The 15,431-nt window shown below is 49.1% G+C and carries 15 protein-coding genes and 1 pseudogene; 3 read left to right on the top strand and 13 right to left on the bottom strand.

Going from position 1 to position 15,431, the window contains the following annotated elements:
• Positions 1-55 precede the first annotated feature (55 nt).
• Positions 56-1,156 carry a redox-regulated ATPase YchF gene (gene ychF, locus EDM57_RS00100; RefSeq protein ID WP_122902749.1) on the bottom strand — a complete coding sequence of 367 codons (1,101 nt, stop codon included), beginning with the start codon at positions 1,154-1,156 and terminating at the stop codon, positions 56-58.
• Positions 1,157-1,385: 229 nt separating this feature from the next.
• Here ychF and EDM57_RS00095 point away from each other — a divergent pair, with 229 nt between their 5' ends.
• The gene (locus EDM57_RS00095) at positions 1,386-2,009 is read left to right on the top strand and encodes an NAD(P)-dependent oxidoreductase (RefSeq protein WP_122902748.1); all 624 of its coding nucleotides are present in this window, start codon (positions 1,386-1,388) and stop codon (positions 2,007-2,009) included.
• Between the two features lie 206 nt (positions 2,010-2,215).
• On the opposite strand, the gene pepF is transcribed toward EDM57_RS00095, so the two are convergent.
• Positions 2,216-4,126, bottom strand: coding sequence for an oligoendopeptidase F (gene pepF / locus EDM57_RS00090; RefSeq protein WP_122902747.1), 1,911 nt, complete (start codon positions 4,124-4,126; stop codon positions 2,216-2,218).
• Between the two features lie 359 nt (positions 4,127-4,485).
• Between pepF and EDM57_RS00085 the strand changes: the two genes are divergently transcribed.
• Positions 4,486-4,572: a YjcZ family sporulation protein gene (locus EDM57_RS00085; protein ID WP_017246824.1), complete on the top strand. Its 87-nt coding sequence runs from the start codon at positions 4,486-4,488 to the stop codon at positions 4,570-4,572.
• Positions 4,573-5,046: 474 nt separating this feature from the next.
• Here the strand turns inward: EDM57_RS00085 and EDM57_RS00080 are convergent, their stop codons facing one another.
• The 3 genes from EDM57_RS00080 to EDM57_RS00070 are packed head-to-tail and all read right to left on the bottom strand — an operon-like array spanning position 5,047 to position 6,444.
• Positions 5,047-5,256, bottom strand: coding sequence for a DUF951 domain-containing protein (locus tag EDM57_RS00080; RefSeq protein WP_122902746.1), 210 nt, complete (start codon positions 5,254-5,256; stop codon positions 5,047-5,049).
• 19 nt (positions 5,257-5,275) lie between these two features.
• Complete coding sequence (locus tag EDM57_RS00075) at positions 5,276-6,166, bottom strand: mechanosensitive ion channel family protein (protein WP_122902745.1); 891 nt, start codon at positions 6,164-6,166, stop codon at positions 5,276-5,278.
• Positions 6,163-6,444, bottom strand: a complete 282-nt coding sequence (locus EDM57_RS00070) for a putative Se/S carrier protein (protein WP_122902744.1) — start codon at positions 6,442-6,444, stop codon at positions 6,163-6,165. Before EDM57_RS00070 ends, EDM57_RS00075 begins: the two co-directional genes overlap by 4 nt.
• A 213-nt stretch (positions 6,445-6,657) precedes the next feature.
• Between EDM57_RS00070 and yyaC the strand changes: the two genes are divergently transcribed.
• Entirely contained in the window at positions 6,658-7,263 is a 606-nt protein-coding gene (yyaC, locus tag EDM57_RS00065; RefSeq protein WP_122902743.1) for a spore protease YyaC, read from the top strand.
• Positions 7,264-7,343: 80 nt separating this feature from the next.
• On the opposite strand, the pseudogene EDM57_RS00060 reads toward yyaC, so the two are convergent.
• From EDM57_RS00060 to EDM57_RS23975, 8 genes and pseudogenes are all read right to left on the bottom strand, one after another.
• Positions 7,344-8,236, bottom strand: a pseudogene (locus tag EDM57_RS00060) (diacylglycerol/lipid kinase family protein).
• A gap of 229 nt (positions 8,237-8,465) precedes the next feature.
• Positions 8,466-9,176 carry a DUF554 domain-containing protein gene (locus EDM57_RS00055; RefSeq protein ID WP_122902742.1) on the bottom strand — a complete coding sequence of 237 codons (711 nt, stop codon included), beginning with the start codon at positions 9,174-9,176 and terminating at the stop codon, positions 8,466-8,468.
• Between the two features lie 24 nt (positions 9,177-9,200).
• Positions 9,201-10,355: an aminotransferase class V-fold PLP-dependent enzyme gene (locus tag EDM57_RS00050; RefSeq protein WP_122902741.1), complete on the bottom strand. Its 1,155-nt coding sequence runs from the start codon at positions 10,353-10,355 to the stop codon at positions 9,201-9,203.
• A 15-nt stretch (positions 10,356-10,370) separates the two neighbouring features.
• A complete protein-coding gene (locus tag EDM57_RS00045; RefSeq protein WP_122902740.1) occupies positions 10,371-11,216 on the bottom strand; it encodes a ParB/RepB/Spo0J family partition protein in 846 nt (281 codons plus the stop codon).
• On the bottom strand, positions 11,213-11,971 hold the full coding sequence (locus tag EDM57_RS00040; RefSeq protein ID WP_122902739.1) for a ParA family protein: 759 nt from the start codon (positions 11,969-11,971) through the stop codon (positions 11,213-11,215). Before EDM57_RS00040 ends, EDM57_RS00045 begins: the two co-directional genes overlap by 4 nt.
• A gap of 1,037 nt (positions 11,972-13,008) precedes the next feature.
• On the bottom strand, positions 13,009-13,854 hold the full coding sequence (gene noc, locus EDM57_RS00030) for a nucleoid occlusion protein (protein WP_122902737.1): 846 nt from the start codon (positions 13,852-13,854) through the stop codon (positions 13,009-13,011).
• Complete coding sequence (locus tag EDM57_RS22950; protein WP_148039086.1) at positions 13,845-14,039, bottom strand: hypothetical protein; 195 nt, start codon at positions 14,037-14,039, stop codon at positions 13,845-13,847. Before EDM57_RS22950 ends, noc begins: the two co-directional genes overlap by 10 nt.
• A gap of 714 nt (positions 14,040-14,753) precedes the next feature.
• Positions 14,754-15,143 (bottom strand): MgtC/SapB family protein, encoded by a 390-nt coding sequence (locus EDM57_RS23975; RefSeq protein ID WP_170163340.1) that lies wholly within the window; start codon positions 15,141-15,143, stop codon positions 14,754-14,756.
• Positions 15,144-15,431: the final 288 nt, after the last annotated feature.

The raw sequence follows: 15,431 nt of genomic DNA, 5'->3' as shown, positions 1-15,431 counted from the left end.
ATACTCGCATTATCGTATTATAGCAAAACGCCTATCGTGAAGCAACTACTTCGTACTAAACATTGAAGCGGAAATGCATGACATCTCCGTCAGCCACAACGTACTCTTTCCCTTCCAGACGGTACTTTCCGCGCTCTCTGGCAGCCGCTACAGAACCGGCCTCTACAAGATCGTCGTAAGCAATAACCTCTGCACGAATGAAGCCGCGCTCGAAATCGGTATGAATCACGCCTGCTGCAGCTGGAGCCTTCGTGCCCTTGCGGATGGTCCACGCGCGCACTTCCTGTACCCCTGCCGTAAAGTAGGTAACCAGACCGAGCAGCTTGTAAGCAGCGCGGATCAGGCGGTCCAGCCCGGACTCTGCCAAACCGAGCTCCTGCAGGAACATTTCTTTGTCTTCGCCTTCCAGCTCAGCAATTTCAGCCTCTACCTTGGCGCTGATGACGACGACCTCTGCCCCTTCTTTTGCCGCATGCTCGCGAACAGCCTGCACGTGAGGATTGTTGTCTGCGTCGTTGATTCCGTCCTCTGCCACGTTGCAAACGTACAGCATCGGCTTGATCGTCAAAAGGTGCAGGTCGCGAATCAATTTGCGCTCGTCGTCGTCCAGTTCCACGCTGCGTGCGGGCTGGCCTTCTTCGAATGCAGCTTTCAGTTTTTCCAGCACGTCCAGCTCCTGCTTGGACTCCTTGTCGCCGGACTTCACCTTGCGTGCGATACGGTCGATACGTCGCTCGACAGAGTCCAGATCGGCAAAAATCAGCTCCAGATTGATCGTCTCAATATCGCTCAATGGATCGACACGGCCTGCCACGTGCGTAATGTTTTCATCCTCGAAGCAGCGAACCACGTGAGCGATTGCATCTACTTCACGGATGTGGCCGAGGAACTGGTTGCCAAGCCCCTCGCCTTTGCTCGCGCCTTTTACCAGGCCGGCAATGTCCACGAACTCAAATGCCGTCGGAACGACCTTGTTCGGAACCACGATCTCTGTCAGCTTTGTCAGACGCGGGTCCGGAACTTCTACGATCCCCACGTTCGGGTCAATCGTACAGAACGGGTAGTTCGCCGACTCGGCGCCCGCTTGTGTAATGGCATTGAACAGTGTCGATTTTCCTACGTTGGGAAGCCCAACAATCCCGCAAGATGCACCCATCTATATACACTCCCTTGTCATCATCCTAACATCCTTTTAAGTATATAGATTTGGTTTTAAGAATACAATTGTCTCCTTGTGGCAACTTTAGGCCCTGTCAGGAAGCTTGCGACGCTGGCGGATGTCCCCCCTTTCCACTTCCACGATAGCGGATGGTGGTGGGACAAAAAAAGAAATGCTAGACTTACAAAAAAACATGGACACGATCCCGCTATGAGGTGAATACATCATGAAGCTTTTGCTATTGGGCGCCACCGGACGCGTCGGCAGCCATATTTTACGCTACGCGCTGGAAGACGGTCATGAAGTTACAGTTTTGGTGCGTTCTGCCGACAAGCTCCCCCAGCCTCTGCCGGAAAATGTGTGCGTGCTTACGGGAAACGTCTTGAATGAACAGGACGTCAAACTGGCGATGCAGGGTGTCGACGCCGTTATCAGCGCCCTTGGCACAGACGGCACGACAACGCTGTCGGAAAGCATGCCGCTCATCCTGCGCGCCATGAAACAGGAGGGCGTCCTGCGAATTGTCACCGTAGGCACAGCGGGAATTTTGCAAAGCAGAATCTCCCCTGATTTGCTCCGCTACCAGTCCAGCGAATCGCGGCAAAAGCTGACCAGGGCTGCCGAGGAGCACCACAAGGCGTACTTGCTGTTAGAGCAATCCGGGCTGGACTGGACGATTGTGTGCCCGACCTACTTGCCTGACGGCAGCTACACAGGCAAGTACCGGGTGGAGGCTGATTACCTGCCTGTAGATGGCATGCAAATTTCTGTTCCCGATACGGCGGAGTTTACGTACAGGCAGCTTGGCCGTTCGGATTATTTGCGTGTACGGGTGGGGATTGCTTATTAGTGGTTGTTTGGAGAAAGCGTGAGTGGGCCATCCCTCTTGATTCGTTTATTACAATGATTATGCGAAACTTTTTCTTTTTTTACCGTCCCATCAATCAGGCTGGTTCTCTCATCATGGTGTAACGCAAAGTCTTTGTTGGCAAAAAAGAGACTCCCTGCCGCTTGAAAACAGGGAGTCTTTGCTTTGGTATGCAGACGATAAACGCTTTACTTTTCGTTCACCAGTCTTTCCAGTTCATTCAATGTCTCTTCAAAAATCTCCATAGCCTGCTCAATCGGCTTGGATGTAGACATGTCTACGCCCGCTGCCTTCAGCACCTCGATTGGCGGAGCCGAGCTGCCCGCTTCGAGGAAGTTTTTACGGATGCGGTCAACAGCCGGCTGTCCTTCATCCATAATCTGCTTGGCCAGCGCCTGGGACGCTGCAAAGCTCGTGGAGTATTGGTACACGTAGTATTTATAGTTGAAGAAATGGGAAACGCGCGCCCACTCCATGGCGATTTCCTCGTCGGAAACCATGTCTTTGCCGTAGTATTTTTTGTTGAGGTCGAGGTAGATTTTTTTGATCGCCTCGGCGTTGAGCGATTCTCCTGCCTGCTCCTTTTCGTGAATCGCTTTTTCGAACTCGGCAAATTGTGTTTGGCGGAACAAGGTCGAGCGGAAGTTCTCCAGGTAGTGGTTCAGGAGATACATTTTTTCTTCCTTCGTCTTCGCCTGGGCGTACATGCTCTTGAACAATAGCGTCTCATTCATCGTGGAAGCCACTTCTGCCGTAAAGGTCGGATAGTTGGACGAAATGTACGGCTGGTTCTTGTTCGTGTAGTACGACTGCATGGCGTGTCCCATCTCGTGGGCGATGGTGTACACATCATCGAGTGTGCCCTGATGGTTCAAAAGCACATACGGATGCGTGTCATAGGCTCCCCACTGGTACGCGCCCGTGCGTTTGTCGTCGGTCGAATAGACGTCTACCCAGCCGCCATTCAGTCCTTCCTCCAGCACCTTCACGTAATCGTCGCCCATTACTTTCAGCCCTTCGGTGACGATCTTTTTCCCTTCCTCGAAGGAAATGTATTTGTCGTCGGACGGAACGATTGGCACATAGATGTCGTACATGTGCAGTTCCTTCACGCCGAGCATTTTTTTCTTCAGGGAAATGTAGCGATGCAAAAGCGGCAAATTTTCATTAACCGTGTCAATCAGCTCATCGTACACCTTGGTTGGAATGTTGTTCGGCGTCAGGCTTGCTTCCAGCGCAGATTTGTAGTTGCGTGCCTGCGCGTAGAAATTGTCGCTTTTCACCTTTGCCGCCAGTGTCTGTGCGAACGAATCCTGAAAATCAATCAGGGCACTGTAGTATGCCTTGAAAGCATCTCTTCTCACGCGCTGGTCCTTGCTTTCCAGATACGAGACGAAGTTGGCGCGCGTCAGTTGGACTTCCTTGCCTTGTTCATCCTTGATTTTCGGGAACTTCACATCTTTGGACAGCATGCTGTAAATGTTGGTTGGCGCATTGCCCAGCGGAGAGGATTTGGCCAGCAGCTCCTCCATCTCTGTAGAAAGCGAATGCGGCTTGGTTCTCAGCATGTCTTCAATAAACAGCTTGTAAGGCGCCAGTGACTTGTCGGCGAGCAAGCTTTTCATTTTCTCATCCGGGATGGCAACAATTTCCGGCTGGAGCCATGCTGTCTTTTCCGAGACAAGCGTGTACATTTTCTCGGCACGGTCTGCCAGCTTTTGCAGTTCAGAGTTGGCCGAGTTTACGTCCAGCGACATGTTGGCGTACACATACGCCTTGTCGTTCAGTCGCATCATGTCCACGTAATCATCAAAAGCAGCGAGCATGGCCGCCGCAGATGTCCCCAGCTTGCCCTGGTGCTTGGTAAACGCATTCGCCAAAGCCTCCACCTTGGCTACGTCCTTTTCCCAATCCTGAACAGTCGGGTAAATATGATCCAGCTTCCACTTGTACTGGTCTGGAATTTCAGCGCGGGTTTGATAATTTGGCTTTTCCGCTGCAAAAGCAACTGCCGGCGTGCTGTACGGGATGAACGGAACCGATACGGCGGAAAGTGCAATAGCCAAAGCTGTAACGGAAGCAAATACTTGCTTTTTCAATTCTCAATCGCCCCTTTTCCTAATCATTATCTTTTCCAATATCTAGTTAGTGTAATTACGTGCTGTACCTCGAAATTCCTTCTTACTAATAAAAATATTTTAAATATTTACTAAAAAGAACTGGTTTATCCAGAGAAAATTCAGATTTGTGGATATTATTGTGGATAACTTTTTATCCACAACTCACCCAATCCCGCAGTCCCTTATTATTCTTCATTTTCCGACAAAAAGTTGTCCACATTTTCTGTGGATAGGTTGTTGATAACTTATTTTCTTCAGGAACCAGGGCATTCGCCCATACCCCTTTTCATGTTCCTACATAGCATGAGTATTGAAACTAGGGTAGGAGGTGTTAGCAAGTGGGTATCTTTAACGGCTTCGACGATTTCGCGCTGATCCTGGTTCTTTTCATCCTTCTCGTAATCGTAGGTTGTGACTGCGACTAAGCTTCCCGCTGCCATCCGGCCTATCTGAAGGTAAGCTTGCATGGCCATGCATCTTACCTTCCCCCGTCCCACATAGATCATTTTCAGGCTGCACTGCCGACGGAAAATGATCGGTCATGGCCTCAAGTACAATCACCGGGAGATACATCTAATCGTCAAAAAGAAAAAAGGATGCGCCTCTTGCTACAGGCTGCATCCTTTTTTTATCCACAACCAGCTTCCACTACCTCCCGCCACTCGTGAAGCTGGACTGTTTTGACTTATTCACATGGCCCGCTTGATCTCGCAGCAGACCACGAGGCACTTTCTTCTCCAACTTGTCCCGCCAGCTTGACCCGCCTGGCGCCATGGCCGGGCAAATTAAAGGCCTGCGGACTTGGACCATCCTTTCGCGCTATTGTCAGCCCCACCTTTGGTTACGGACATTGGGACATTGCAGAAAAAGACAGACGGTTTCTGCAAAAGTTTTTTGCTTTACTCTTTTGGCTCTTCCTCTGCGCGAACCAATATTTTTTTCATCTTGCGTTCAAATTCAAGCCTCCCGATCATGACGCTGTGATCGCAGCCTGTACATTTGATCCGCACGTCCATTCCCGTGCGAATGACTTTCCACGCATTTGTTCCGCATGGATGCGGCTTTTTCATCTGTACGATGTCTCCCAGCCCGAATTGCTTCCTTTCCATCTTTCTTCTCCTCTCCCTTCTATGCTTGCCCTTGTGCTTTTCCCGACATCGCCACGATTTTCGGATACGGAATCTGGATACCCCGTTTGGTAAACTCGGTGCGAATCATCGCCCGCAGGTTGCGATTGACGCCGTGATGTGTATTCGGCTTGCACTCGGCAGTCACTCGCATGACGACCTCAGACGGCCCCAGAGCCTGCACACCCAAAATCTGTGGCTCTGCCACAATATCCGGCAGCTCGGCTTGCGCTTTTGCCAGCACTTCTTTCAGAACTTCCTCGACCTGCCCCAGATTTTCCTCGTACGCTACCGAGACATCCACGACCGCCAATGTATTTTGCAGCGAAAAATTGGTCACTTGTGTAATCGTGCCGTTCGGGAAAATATGCACCTCTCCCGTCCAGCTACGGACGCGTGTAATTCGCAAGCCAATCTCCTGTACGGTGCCCGTCATGTTATTGATCGTCACGACATCTCCTACAGCAAACTGGTCCTCAAAAATAATAAAGAAACCGGTGATGATGTCACGCACGAGACTCTGCGCCCCAAAGCCGACTGCCAGCCCGAGCACCCCCGCACTCACCAAAACAGGCCGCAAGTCGATCCCGAGCAGCTGCAAGATCATCAAAATCGCCAGGAAATAAATCGTATACTGGACGATATTGTTGACGAGCACGCGCATCGTATCGACGCGGCGTTGATCCAGCTGGATCTTGCCGCCTCCATGACGATGGTGAAAAATGCGGTTAACTGTCGCGTGCAGCAACGAAACCACGATACGCGATGCGATGACAATCGCCAGTATTTTGACCAACACCATCCCTACATTTACCCACATATCGGCATCTGTCAGATAGCTGTAAATCTGGTTGTACAGCTTTTGAAAAAAGCCTTCTGTATTTGTACTCATTTTGCCCTCTCCTTCTGTCTGCCGTTTTCGTCAATCTCCTCGTACCGGCCGAAAAACTGACGAAAATATCCGCGGATGACTACTTGCTGCTCTTCCATGATGGTTTTGGCGCGAGAATAGTCAGGCAAAGGAAACTCAATGGAAAGGGCACAGCCGGCCGTTATCTCCTTTGGGGTCGGTCTTGTGTCGATGTCAATATCTTCGTACTCCAGCAGCATTTCCGCGCGCAGAGCTTGCTGTGTAGAATCAAACGCAATCAGTACGGTCTCTCCTTCCATCCCTCTCCCTCCTTCGTCGCCTTGTATTCTTTTTCACAAGACTGGCTGACGTGCTCCTTTTATTTTACCCGTTCACTTTCCCGCTTGCCAGTTTCGCTGATTTTTCAAAACCTCCACAACCTTCCCATTAGCAGGTATAAAAATGACTTCCCGGTACTATACTGTGAATACTCTTCTATAACGTAGGCCAAGACCGCAAGAGTGGGGGTAGCCATGGGTACGTTTGAAAATCTCAAAAACTGTTCTTTGCCACCTTTTAAAGTGGAATACCGCAGTGAAAACGCAGAGGATCATCTGGCTAGTCACCTTGCGCAGCGCTTTCGCTTAAAACCGTATGATGAGGACATTGTGATTGTATGTATCGGCACAGACCGCTCTACAGGTGACGCGCTTGGCCCGCTCGTCGGGAGCAAACTGGTAGCAGCAGCACCGAATCATTTGCAGGTGTACGGAACATTGGACGATCCGGTGCATGCGATGAATCTGCGAGAAAAGCTCGATTACATCCAAACAAACCACCCGAACGCCACATTGATTGCCGTAGATGCCTGTTTGGGCCAGTTCAGCCACGTCGGCAACATCAATGTCATCAGCGGACCGCTAAAGCCGGGTGCCGGAGTCAAAAAGGAACTGCCGCCAGTCGGTACGTTCCACATTACAGGAATCGTCAATGTCGGCGGCTTCATGGAGTATTTCGTACTTCAAAACACGCGATTGGCCGTCGTCATGAACATGGCTGAGATTATTGCCTCTGGTTTGGTCAAAGCTGCGACGCTCGCTGCTGCGCCGAACCGTTTGGATAGTGTTTTGCACGACTGACCGTCTTCCCTCAATCTTTTCACATCAATACCTATTTCCTTGACTTGCCCGATTCCATTGCGGATGGCAAGTCTCTTTTTTTAGACGAAGATCACCTGTTGACCGGGGAGTATATCCACCTGAACGGGTGTTTCTCCGATCACTTCTCCATCGGCATGAACCATAAGCGGCACAGCTGTTTCAATCTTGATCTGCCTCCCCCGATAACTTTGGGATGCGTGACGTGGGTACCTGTGTATACTTTCAAAAAGGCGCGCAAAAGCTCAGCCCGGCTTGCATTGCTTATCACGCATAAATCAGCCAGGCCATCGTCTGCGACCGCCATGGGACAAATTTTCATTCCTCCGCCGTAATTGGCAATATTGGCGGCTGTCACAAGCCAAACCCCCGTCTTGTCGATCGTTTTCCCATCGACCTGCAAGCTCAGATTCGTCGGCCTGAATGTGCGCAGCTCCAGCAAAACGGAAATGGCATAAGCCAGTCTACCCAATCCGCAGCGATTCAACCAGGGTTTATATTTTGCTGACTCTGCTGCCTTTGCGACTTGCGCATCAAAGCCTGCTCCGATCGAATTTGCGGCAATTCGCCCGTTCATCAGCAGCAAATCTATCCGTCTTTCCTCTTTTTCCGACAAAATCCGCTCGACTGCCACAAACGGATCACGGACAATGCCATGCGCGCGCGCAAAATCATTCCCTGATCCTGTTGGCACCAATCCAAACTTGCATGCTTGTCCAGACTGGTAGATTCCGTTCAACACGCCATGCACGGTTCCGTCTCCACCAACAGCAATGATTTTATTTACTCCCTCTTTTTGAATCAACTGTTTTGCCAACTTTTCCGCTTCGCCCTCTCCAGATGTCTCCCTTACGGAAAAAACGGCTCCCAGGCCCTTTACAACAGGCTCTATACTCTCCCATACTCGTTTTCCTTTGCCATTACCCGCCACAGGGTTGACGACAAAACCAATCATAGCCTTTCTCTCCCCATAACGCTCACTCGATTTTACTGGTCATTATCACACGATCTTTTCTTTTGATATAGCCGTTATTTCATTACTCGCATCCCGATTTGTTTGTACCAGCCACCTCTGCTGAATTGCCTTTTTTTCATAATAGGATCGCCGCCGCAACTGCACCACCCATAAAAAAAGACTCCTCCTGTACGCAGAAAGAGTCTTTTTCCCGCTATCTACCGCTATCTTATAAAAAACTGGACAACCATTGGCTAACAGGAACCCCCAATGCCGCAATCAACAATGCTGGCAGCATGTTCGCTACGCTGATGTTTTTTATCTCCAAAATGTTGATTCCGATCGCAATAATCATCAAGCCGCCCACTGCCGTTACTTCTGTCAGCATCGCATCGAGCATCGTTTGGCTCACCACATTGTAAATTTGGGTAGCCAGCAACGTCAGCAAGCCTTGGTACAAAAACACAGGTACGGCCGAAAACATGACGCCAATTCCGAGCGTCGAAGTGAAAATAATCGCAGAAAAACCGTCCAGAAGCGCTTTGGTGAACAAAATATCGTGGTTGTTGCGCAATCCGCTGTCCATCGCCCCCAGAACCGCCATCGCGCCGATACAATAAACCAGCGTAGCCGTTACAAAACCGGTAGCAATACTGCCTTTGCCGCCGCCAACCTTCCGCTCCAGCCAGTGGCCCAAATGATTCAAGCCTTTTTCAATCGCCATCAATTCCCCTATAATTGCCCCCAAAACAATGCTGACGATCACCAGCAAGAAGTTTTCCGATCCAAGGCTCATTTTGATGCCCAAAATCATGACAGCAAGTCCAATCCCTTGCATGACCGTATGCCGGATCGAATCGGGGATTCTCGTCAAGAGCCTCCCCAACAAAGCTCCTGCTATGATGGCGCCAGCGTTTACTATGGTTCCTAGCAAGATCACGTTTTTGTCCCCCTACAGCTACCTTTACGAAAACGCGGATGCTATCTCTCTAACCGCGCTCATAAGCGCCTCTACATCTTTCTCTGTATTAAAAATCCCAAAGCTGGCACGCACGGCGCCCCGCTGCTCAGTACCTGCTGTATGATGACCCAGCGGCGTGCAATGATAGCCCGATCTCGTTGCAATGCCGTATTGTTGATCGAGAATAAAGGAAACCTCCGAAGCATCCACTTGCCCGATATTGAAGGCAACTACGGCAACCCGTTCAGTTTCAACTCCCGGACCGTAAACCTGCACCCCAGGGATTTGCTGCAGACCTGTCATTGTTCTTTTTGCAAGCTCCCATTCATGCTGGCGAATATTTTCCACGCCTTTTTCCAGGACAAATTCAACCCCGGCCTGTAATCCTGCCAAACCGACTGTATTCAACGTCCCGCTCTCGTAGCGGTCCGGACGTGTCGTCGGTTGTTCAATCGCTTCAGACTGACTGCCTGTTCCCCCGTGAAGCAACGGCTCCAGATCAATGTCGCTGTGCACGTACAATCCGCCTGTCCCTTGTGGACCGTACAGCCCTTTGTGCCCCGGAAAAGCCAACATGTCAATATTCATTTCTTCGACGTGAATGGGCAGCACTCCAGCTGATTGGGAAGCGTCCACCAGAAACTTGATGCCCCGCTCTTTTGCCAGCTTGCCCAACTCTGCAATCGGCAAAATGACTCCTGTCAGATTGGAAGCGTGGCTGACGACCAAAAGACGCGTGTTTGGGCGGATCGCCTTGACAAAATCCTCAACATGAAAAAGATGATCGTCTCTAGGCTCGACAAAAGTAGCTTCTACCTGATGAACGCGGCGCATATATTCAATAGGACGCCTCACGGAGTTATGCTCCACTGATGAAGAAATCACATGATCGCCTGGCTTCAAAAAGCCTTTGATCGCCTGGTTAAGTGCCTGTGTCGCATTTAGATAAAAAAAGAGGTTATTCGGGTTTTGAATCCCAAACAACCGCGATAACTGCACGCGTGTCCGAAACACGGTTTTGCTCGCTTTCATCGCCAAGGTATGTCCACCCCGGCCAGGATTGGCGGCAAAATCTTCGATGACTTCAGCCATCCGTTCTTTCACGCCGGGTGGCTTCGGCCAAGTTGAAGCTGCGTTATCCAAATAGATGATCGCCATGACTACCTCCTGGACTTACTTCTCATCATTCAGTATCTCAATGATCCGCTGCAAATCTTCCTGCGAATAAAAGTCAATTTCGATCTTGCCACGTTTTGCGCCTTTTTTAATTTTGACGGCAGTTCCAAAACGAGTGCGCAGCCGTTCTTCCAGCTCAATCAAAATCGGTTCGCTTTTTGCCGGCTTTTTCTTCTTTGTTTCACGTGAAACATTCAACTGTTTGACCAGTTCTTCGAGTTGCCGCACATTCAAGCTTTTTTTCACGACATCATTTGCCAACTGCATTTGCACTGCTGCATCCGCGACAGCCAAAAGTGCCCGAGCATGACCCATGGTCAATTCCGCCGCTGCGAGCATTTTCCGAATGCTATCCGGCAGTTGCAACAGGCGAAGCATATTGGCTACATGCGGTCTGCTTTTTCCAATCCGTTTGGCAAGCTGTTCCTGGGTATAATCATGGTGCGCAATCAGCTTGTCGTAAGCTTCCGCTTCTTCCAACGGATTCAGGTTTTCCCGCTGCAAATTTTCAATGAGCGCAATCTCCATCAGTTGCTGATCGGTGTAGGCTTTGACGACTACCGGAACCTGCTGCAAGCCTGCCAACTTGGCCGCACGCAAACGTCTTTCTCCCGCTACCAGCTCGTAACCTTTGATGCTTTTCCGGACAATCAGCGGCTGGATAATTCCGTGTTCCCGTATCGAGTCTGCCAATTCTTCAATAGCTGATTGTTCGAATTCTTTACGAGGCTGATACGGGTTGGGACGAATCTCACTGACGGAAACATCCTTTACTTGCTCCCCCTCTTCAATGAGATTGGACGTAATAAGTGCATTCAGCCCTTTTCCCAAGCCTCTACTCATACCCCTACCACTTCCTTCGCCAAGTCAGAATAAACTTCTGCACCACGCGAGCGTGGATCATACGTGATAATGGCTTGTCCATGTGACGGTGCTTCGCTCAAACGAACATTTCGTGGAATAATCGTTTTGTATACTTTGTCCTGGAAGTATTTTTTCACTTCCTCAATTACTTGCAGACCCAAATTCGTGCGTGCATCCAGCATGGTCAGCACGACGCCTTCAATCGCCAGTTGCGAATTGAGATGCTTTTGTACCAGGCGAATCGTATTCAACAGTTGGCTCAATCCTTCCAATGCGTAGTATTCACATTGAATCGGGATCAAGACCGAGTCAGCAGCCGTCAGGGAGTTGACTGTCAAAATTCCCAAGGATGGCGGGCAATCGATAATGACAAAATCGTATTTGTCCTTTACAACCTCCAAGGCCTTTTTCAGACGAACCTCCCGGGAAATTGTTGGAACCAATTCAATTTCTGCACCTGCCAATTGAATCGTCGCCGGAATAATCATCAATCCTTCGATCTCGGTAGGCAGAGTCGCATCGACGGGGCTGATGTCGTTAATGAGAACATCATAAATGCAATAGCGGACATCGGCTTTGTTTACCCCAATACCACTGGTTGCGTTCCCTTGTGGATCAATATCCACCAGCAGCACCTTTTTCCCCAATGCGGCCAGACAAGCACTTAGATTGACGGATGTAGTCGTTTTCCCGACGCCGCCTTTCTGGTTCGCAACCGCAATGATTTTACCCAACTTCTCCACCTCATTTTTTTTGTGTAGGAAAGCTTCTGGTTTCAGATTTTGCCTGGCAAGATGGAATTTTCAACTTTCCAGGACTCCTTCAAAATATCTAGTCTGTACGAAAAAAATCGTAACCGCCATCTTAACTGCCATCTTAACTGCCTATGCTTTTTCTGATCCTGCTTGACCAGAGCTGATTTTTTAACTGCCTAGATTTTAACTACCTAGTTTCTTTAACTACTAAGAACTTGGCAAGGTTGGGCCAATGACGTGCCTCTCAACTGTGCGCATCTGACATTTTTGCAGAAAAGCTTTTTGCAAAAGGTTTTAGGGCTTATTTCACCGAGAAAGTCACCATGAAAGAAACACCAAAACAGCCTTTTTCGCGCTGCCTTCTTTGCAACTCTCACTTTTGCAACAAAAGTTTTGCCAACGATTCTCACTAATGCAGCAAAAATCTTGCCAGCTTGCCTGTGATACACTAACCCGCAAACCAAGCTCTCATCGGGAAACCGAGACAACCCCAAAATGCAATAAACAGCTTGGTACTACCCATGTTACCAGATTTATTGCTTGCCCGTACGCTGTTTTTTTGATTTTGTCCGTCTCCTTTTTCCAGTAAAAGATGCCTTTTGGGCAAATAACCGTTGGAAAAAGCGTTCAAGGACGCGGGTGAATGCCCTTGTACATCACTGAAAAGAAAAGAGACATCTGTGCAGATGTTGCAGTCGTCAGGCCCTCATAGTCCAGCCATTTTCATTTTATCACATGGATTTGCACAAAAAGAAAGGCGACCGTGTCGCCATGCCCTTGCCGTTTTTACACTCGTTATTTTGAATATGCTCAGTCCCGTCACGGGAGTTGGCTTTCCGTTCTTTATATAGAGGATATAGAGGGAACATTTCCGCCATAAATGCTCCCCACCTCACGATTCGCAACGCCAATCGAGCCTTTTCCCAAAATGTGATGTGCGACCGCGATCGCGATTCAGTTTGCGCTTGCAAACAGTCAAGCAACCCGCCCGCCATTTTGCATATGCGCTTGCTTCCTTACTTGTTGTTTTTCGGAATCCGAATCGTGAATTGATAAAATTCTTCGTGGTCTTCTTCGTTCGTCTCCACTGGCAAGCCTGTCTGCATGACCATGTCAATAGACTGACGCACAGTATTGATCGCGATTCGGGCATCTCGGGAAAATGCTTTCCAGCGCGGCTTCGACTCTTTTTCCGTCTTTGGATTTTCCGCCGCTTCCAGAAGCTGCTTGACGCGCACTTCTGTCTGTTTGACATTCCACTCTCGTTCCAAAATTTCTGCCAGCACTTTTACTTGCAGCTCCGCGTCTTTGAGTGGAATCAAAGCACGCGCATGGCGCTCTGTCACCTGGCGAGTCAACAGCGCATCTTGAATCTCCTGGGGCAAATGCAACAATCGCAGCTTGTTGGCAATAGTCGATTGCCCTTTGCCCAGACGCTGCGCCAGACTTTCCTGCGTCAAGTCGTGCAAATCGATCAGCTTCTGGTAGGCCACAGCCTCTTCAATCGCCGTCAGTCCTTCGCGCTGAAGATTTTCAATCAAGGCAATCGAGGCGGTTTGCGCGTCGTTAAAATCTTTGATGATCGCAGGAATCTTCTCCATGCCTAGCTTTTTGGTTGCGCGCAAACGTCGCTCTCCGGCAATCAACTCGTAGCGACCGTCTCTCACCCGTACAACGATCGGTTGAATCAGACCGTGAGTGCGAATCGTTTGACACAACTCATCGATTTTCTCGTCATCAAAAACCGTCCGAGGCTGATATGGATTCGGCACAATCTCCTCGACTGGTAGCTGCCTGATTTCTTCATTATCTGTCTTGTCCGTCAATCCAAAAATCCGAGAAAATGAATCCTTCACTGCCATAGAAAATCCCCCACTTCTACCCGTTCCATCCGCGCTAATGTAAAATCTCCGCTGCTCTGTGCGTAAAGCTTAAAAAGAATCAAGCTTTCTTCCTGAGCATCTGCCGGAGAACTGAATGCCACATTGGCACGGGCTTCTTCATCAATCATTCCAACCTTCGCTGTCATGACACCTCGATTTGTCATGCTCCCCTTGCATCATCACCTGCAAAAATGTAATCCTGTGACGCCAGAAACTGACCAAACACAACCGTTTCGCTCCAACACGCTGCTCGATGCAAATTTTTGCATAGAGAAAACGGCAACATTCTCCCACGCGAAAAAGGTTCTGACCATCCACATGGCAGAATCTCAGTAACCAGCTATTTTTTCTTTCTAGTATATACATCGGCTGGAATCGACTGTTAGAACATAAACAACCTTGTTCGCACACCTTACCTTTTGTCAGACATGGAGAAGTGCATCAACGTCCAACATCGGGCATTTCGCAGGTAATCCCCTCCGCTACGCCGTATACAGTATCCAAGGGTTAAATAGGAATCGTAGAGCCTTCCTTTTAGCGTTGAGTGGATGCGGTTGTCCTGTGTACATTGTGAAACGAGGCTAGGCTAGTTCTTCATAGCTAGTTTCCGTTCCCTAGCATTTCAGATCATTAGCCCATTCACGCAGAAACGTTCCTGACCTTTGCATCCCATTTTTATCAAAGGAAAGCTTTTGACTCCTGCTTACCAAAGTTCCCAAGCCCTATCCGATGCACTTCCTGCCAGACTCAATTGTTGCCTACCCGATCGTTTTGAAAATCCCCTTTGTCTATTGTCATTCTCTCTATAAAATGACTTAGTTTCTTTTATATTAAGTAATTCTGCAAGCTTTGCCCAATTCCTGCTTGGGAAAAACGTTTCACGTGAAACATCCATTGTGATCGTGGTCATAGAAATGGGCTTTGTCACTGTGTTTTCCCCGCGCCTCCTCGCCTATGCTCTCATCGGTGGGGTGTGAAATCTTGGTGACAGAAAAGAGCCAGGGAAACAGCCGATGAAAGTCCAGAGTCAAGTAGGCAAAAAATGCAGCCATTATCGCCGTTATGTACATGTCAGCGCTATACATCAACCCGATTGTGGACGCTCCCCACATCCCGACCGCAGTCGTCAGCCCTTTTGACCAATTCATTGAATTTGATGATGGCTCCAGCACCCAAAAATTCCATATCGATACGACCTGTGCAACTCCCCTGTTTGGATCGTTATTTCCCCCCGCTGGATTGAAAACGGTAAATGGAAGCCAGTCCAAACAGACACGATCCGAAACAAACGAGGCTATAGGTACAAAAGCCAGCCCCGCGTTGCCATGCTCACATCTCTAATAAAACGCTCCCAACCCATGATGGCCTCTGCCAAAAAAGCAAGAAACAACCGCAACAAAACGGTCGGAAGCCCACGATTACCATCAACTATTGGGTTTATTTACCGGTGAACAAGGCATTTGAATATCATGATGATAATAAAAGTGGAAATTCTGTGAATTGTATATGGAATATATTTACATATATAAATAGGAATAGCTCTTCACCATTAAACG

Origin of the sequence: Brevibacillus gelatini (assembly GCF_003710935.1) — a bacterium.
In the GTDB taxonomy this organism is placed as follows: Bacteria; Bacillota; Bacilli; order Brevibacillales; family Brevibacillaceae; genus Brevibacillus; species Brevibacillus gelatini.
The sequence above is the reverse complement of the archived record's forward strand: the minus strand, read 5'-3'. Positions and strand labels throughout refer to the sequence as shown.

Excerpts from the sequence above, each read along its gene's own strand:
- ychF (WP_122902749.1), bottom strand. The coding sequence starts at position 1,156 with ATGGGTGCATCTTGCGGGATTGTTGGGCTTCCCAACGTAGGAAAATCG.
- EDM57_RS00095 (WP_122902748.1), top strand. The coding sequence starts at position 1,386 with ATGAAGCTTTTGCTATTGGGCGCCACCGGACGCGTCGGCAGCCATATT.
- EDM57_RS00080 (WP_122902746.1), bottom strand. The coding sequence starts at position 5,256 with ATGGAAAGGAAGCAATTCGGGCTGGGAGACATCGTACAGATGAAAAAG.
- EDM57_RS00075 (WP_122902745.1), bottom strand. The coding sequence starts at position 6,166 with ATGAGTACAAATACAGAAGGCTTTTTTCAAAAGCTGTACAACCAGATT.
- EDM57_RS00070 (WP_122902744.1), bottom strand. The coding sequence starts at position 6,444 with ATGGAAGGAGAGACCGTACTGATTGCGTTTGATTCTACACAGCAAGCT.
- yyaC (WP_122902743.1), top strand. The coding sequence starts at position 6,658 with ATGGGTACGTTTGAAAATCTCAAAAACTGTTCTTTGCCACCTTTTAAA.
- EDM57_RS00050 (WP_122902741.1), bottom strand. The coding sequence starts at position 10,355 with ATGGCGATCATCTATTTGGATAACGCAGCTTCAACTTGGCCGAAGCCA.
- EDM57_RS00045 (WP_122902740.1), bottom strand. The coding sequence starts at position 11,216 with ATGAGTAGAGGCTTGGGAAAAGGGCTGAATGCACTTATTACGTCCAAT.
- noc (WP_122902737.1), bottom strand. The coding sequence starts at position 13,854 with ATGGCAGTGAAGGATTCATTTTCTCGGATTTTTGGATTGACGGACAAG.
- EDM57_RS22950 (WP_148039086.1), bottom strand. The coding sequence starts at position 14,039 with ATGACAAATCGAGGTGTCATGACAGCGAAGGTTGGAATGATTGATGAA.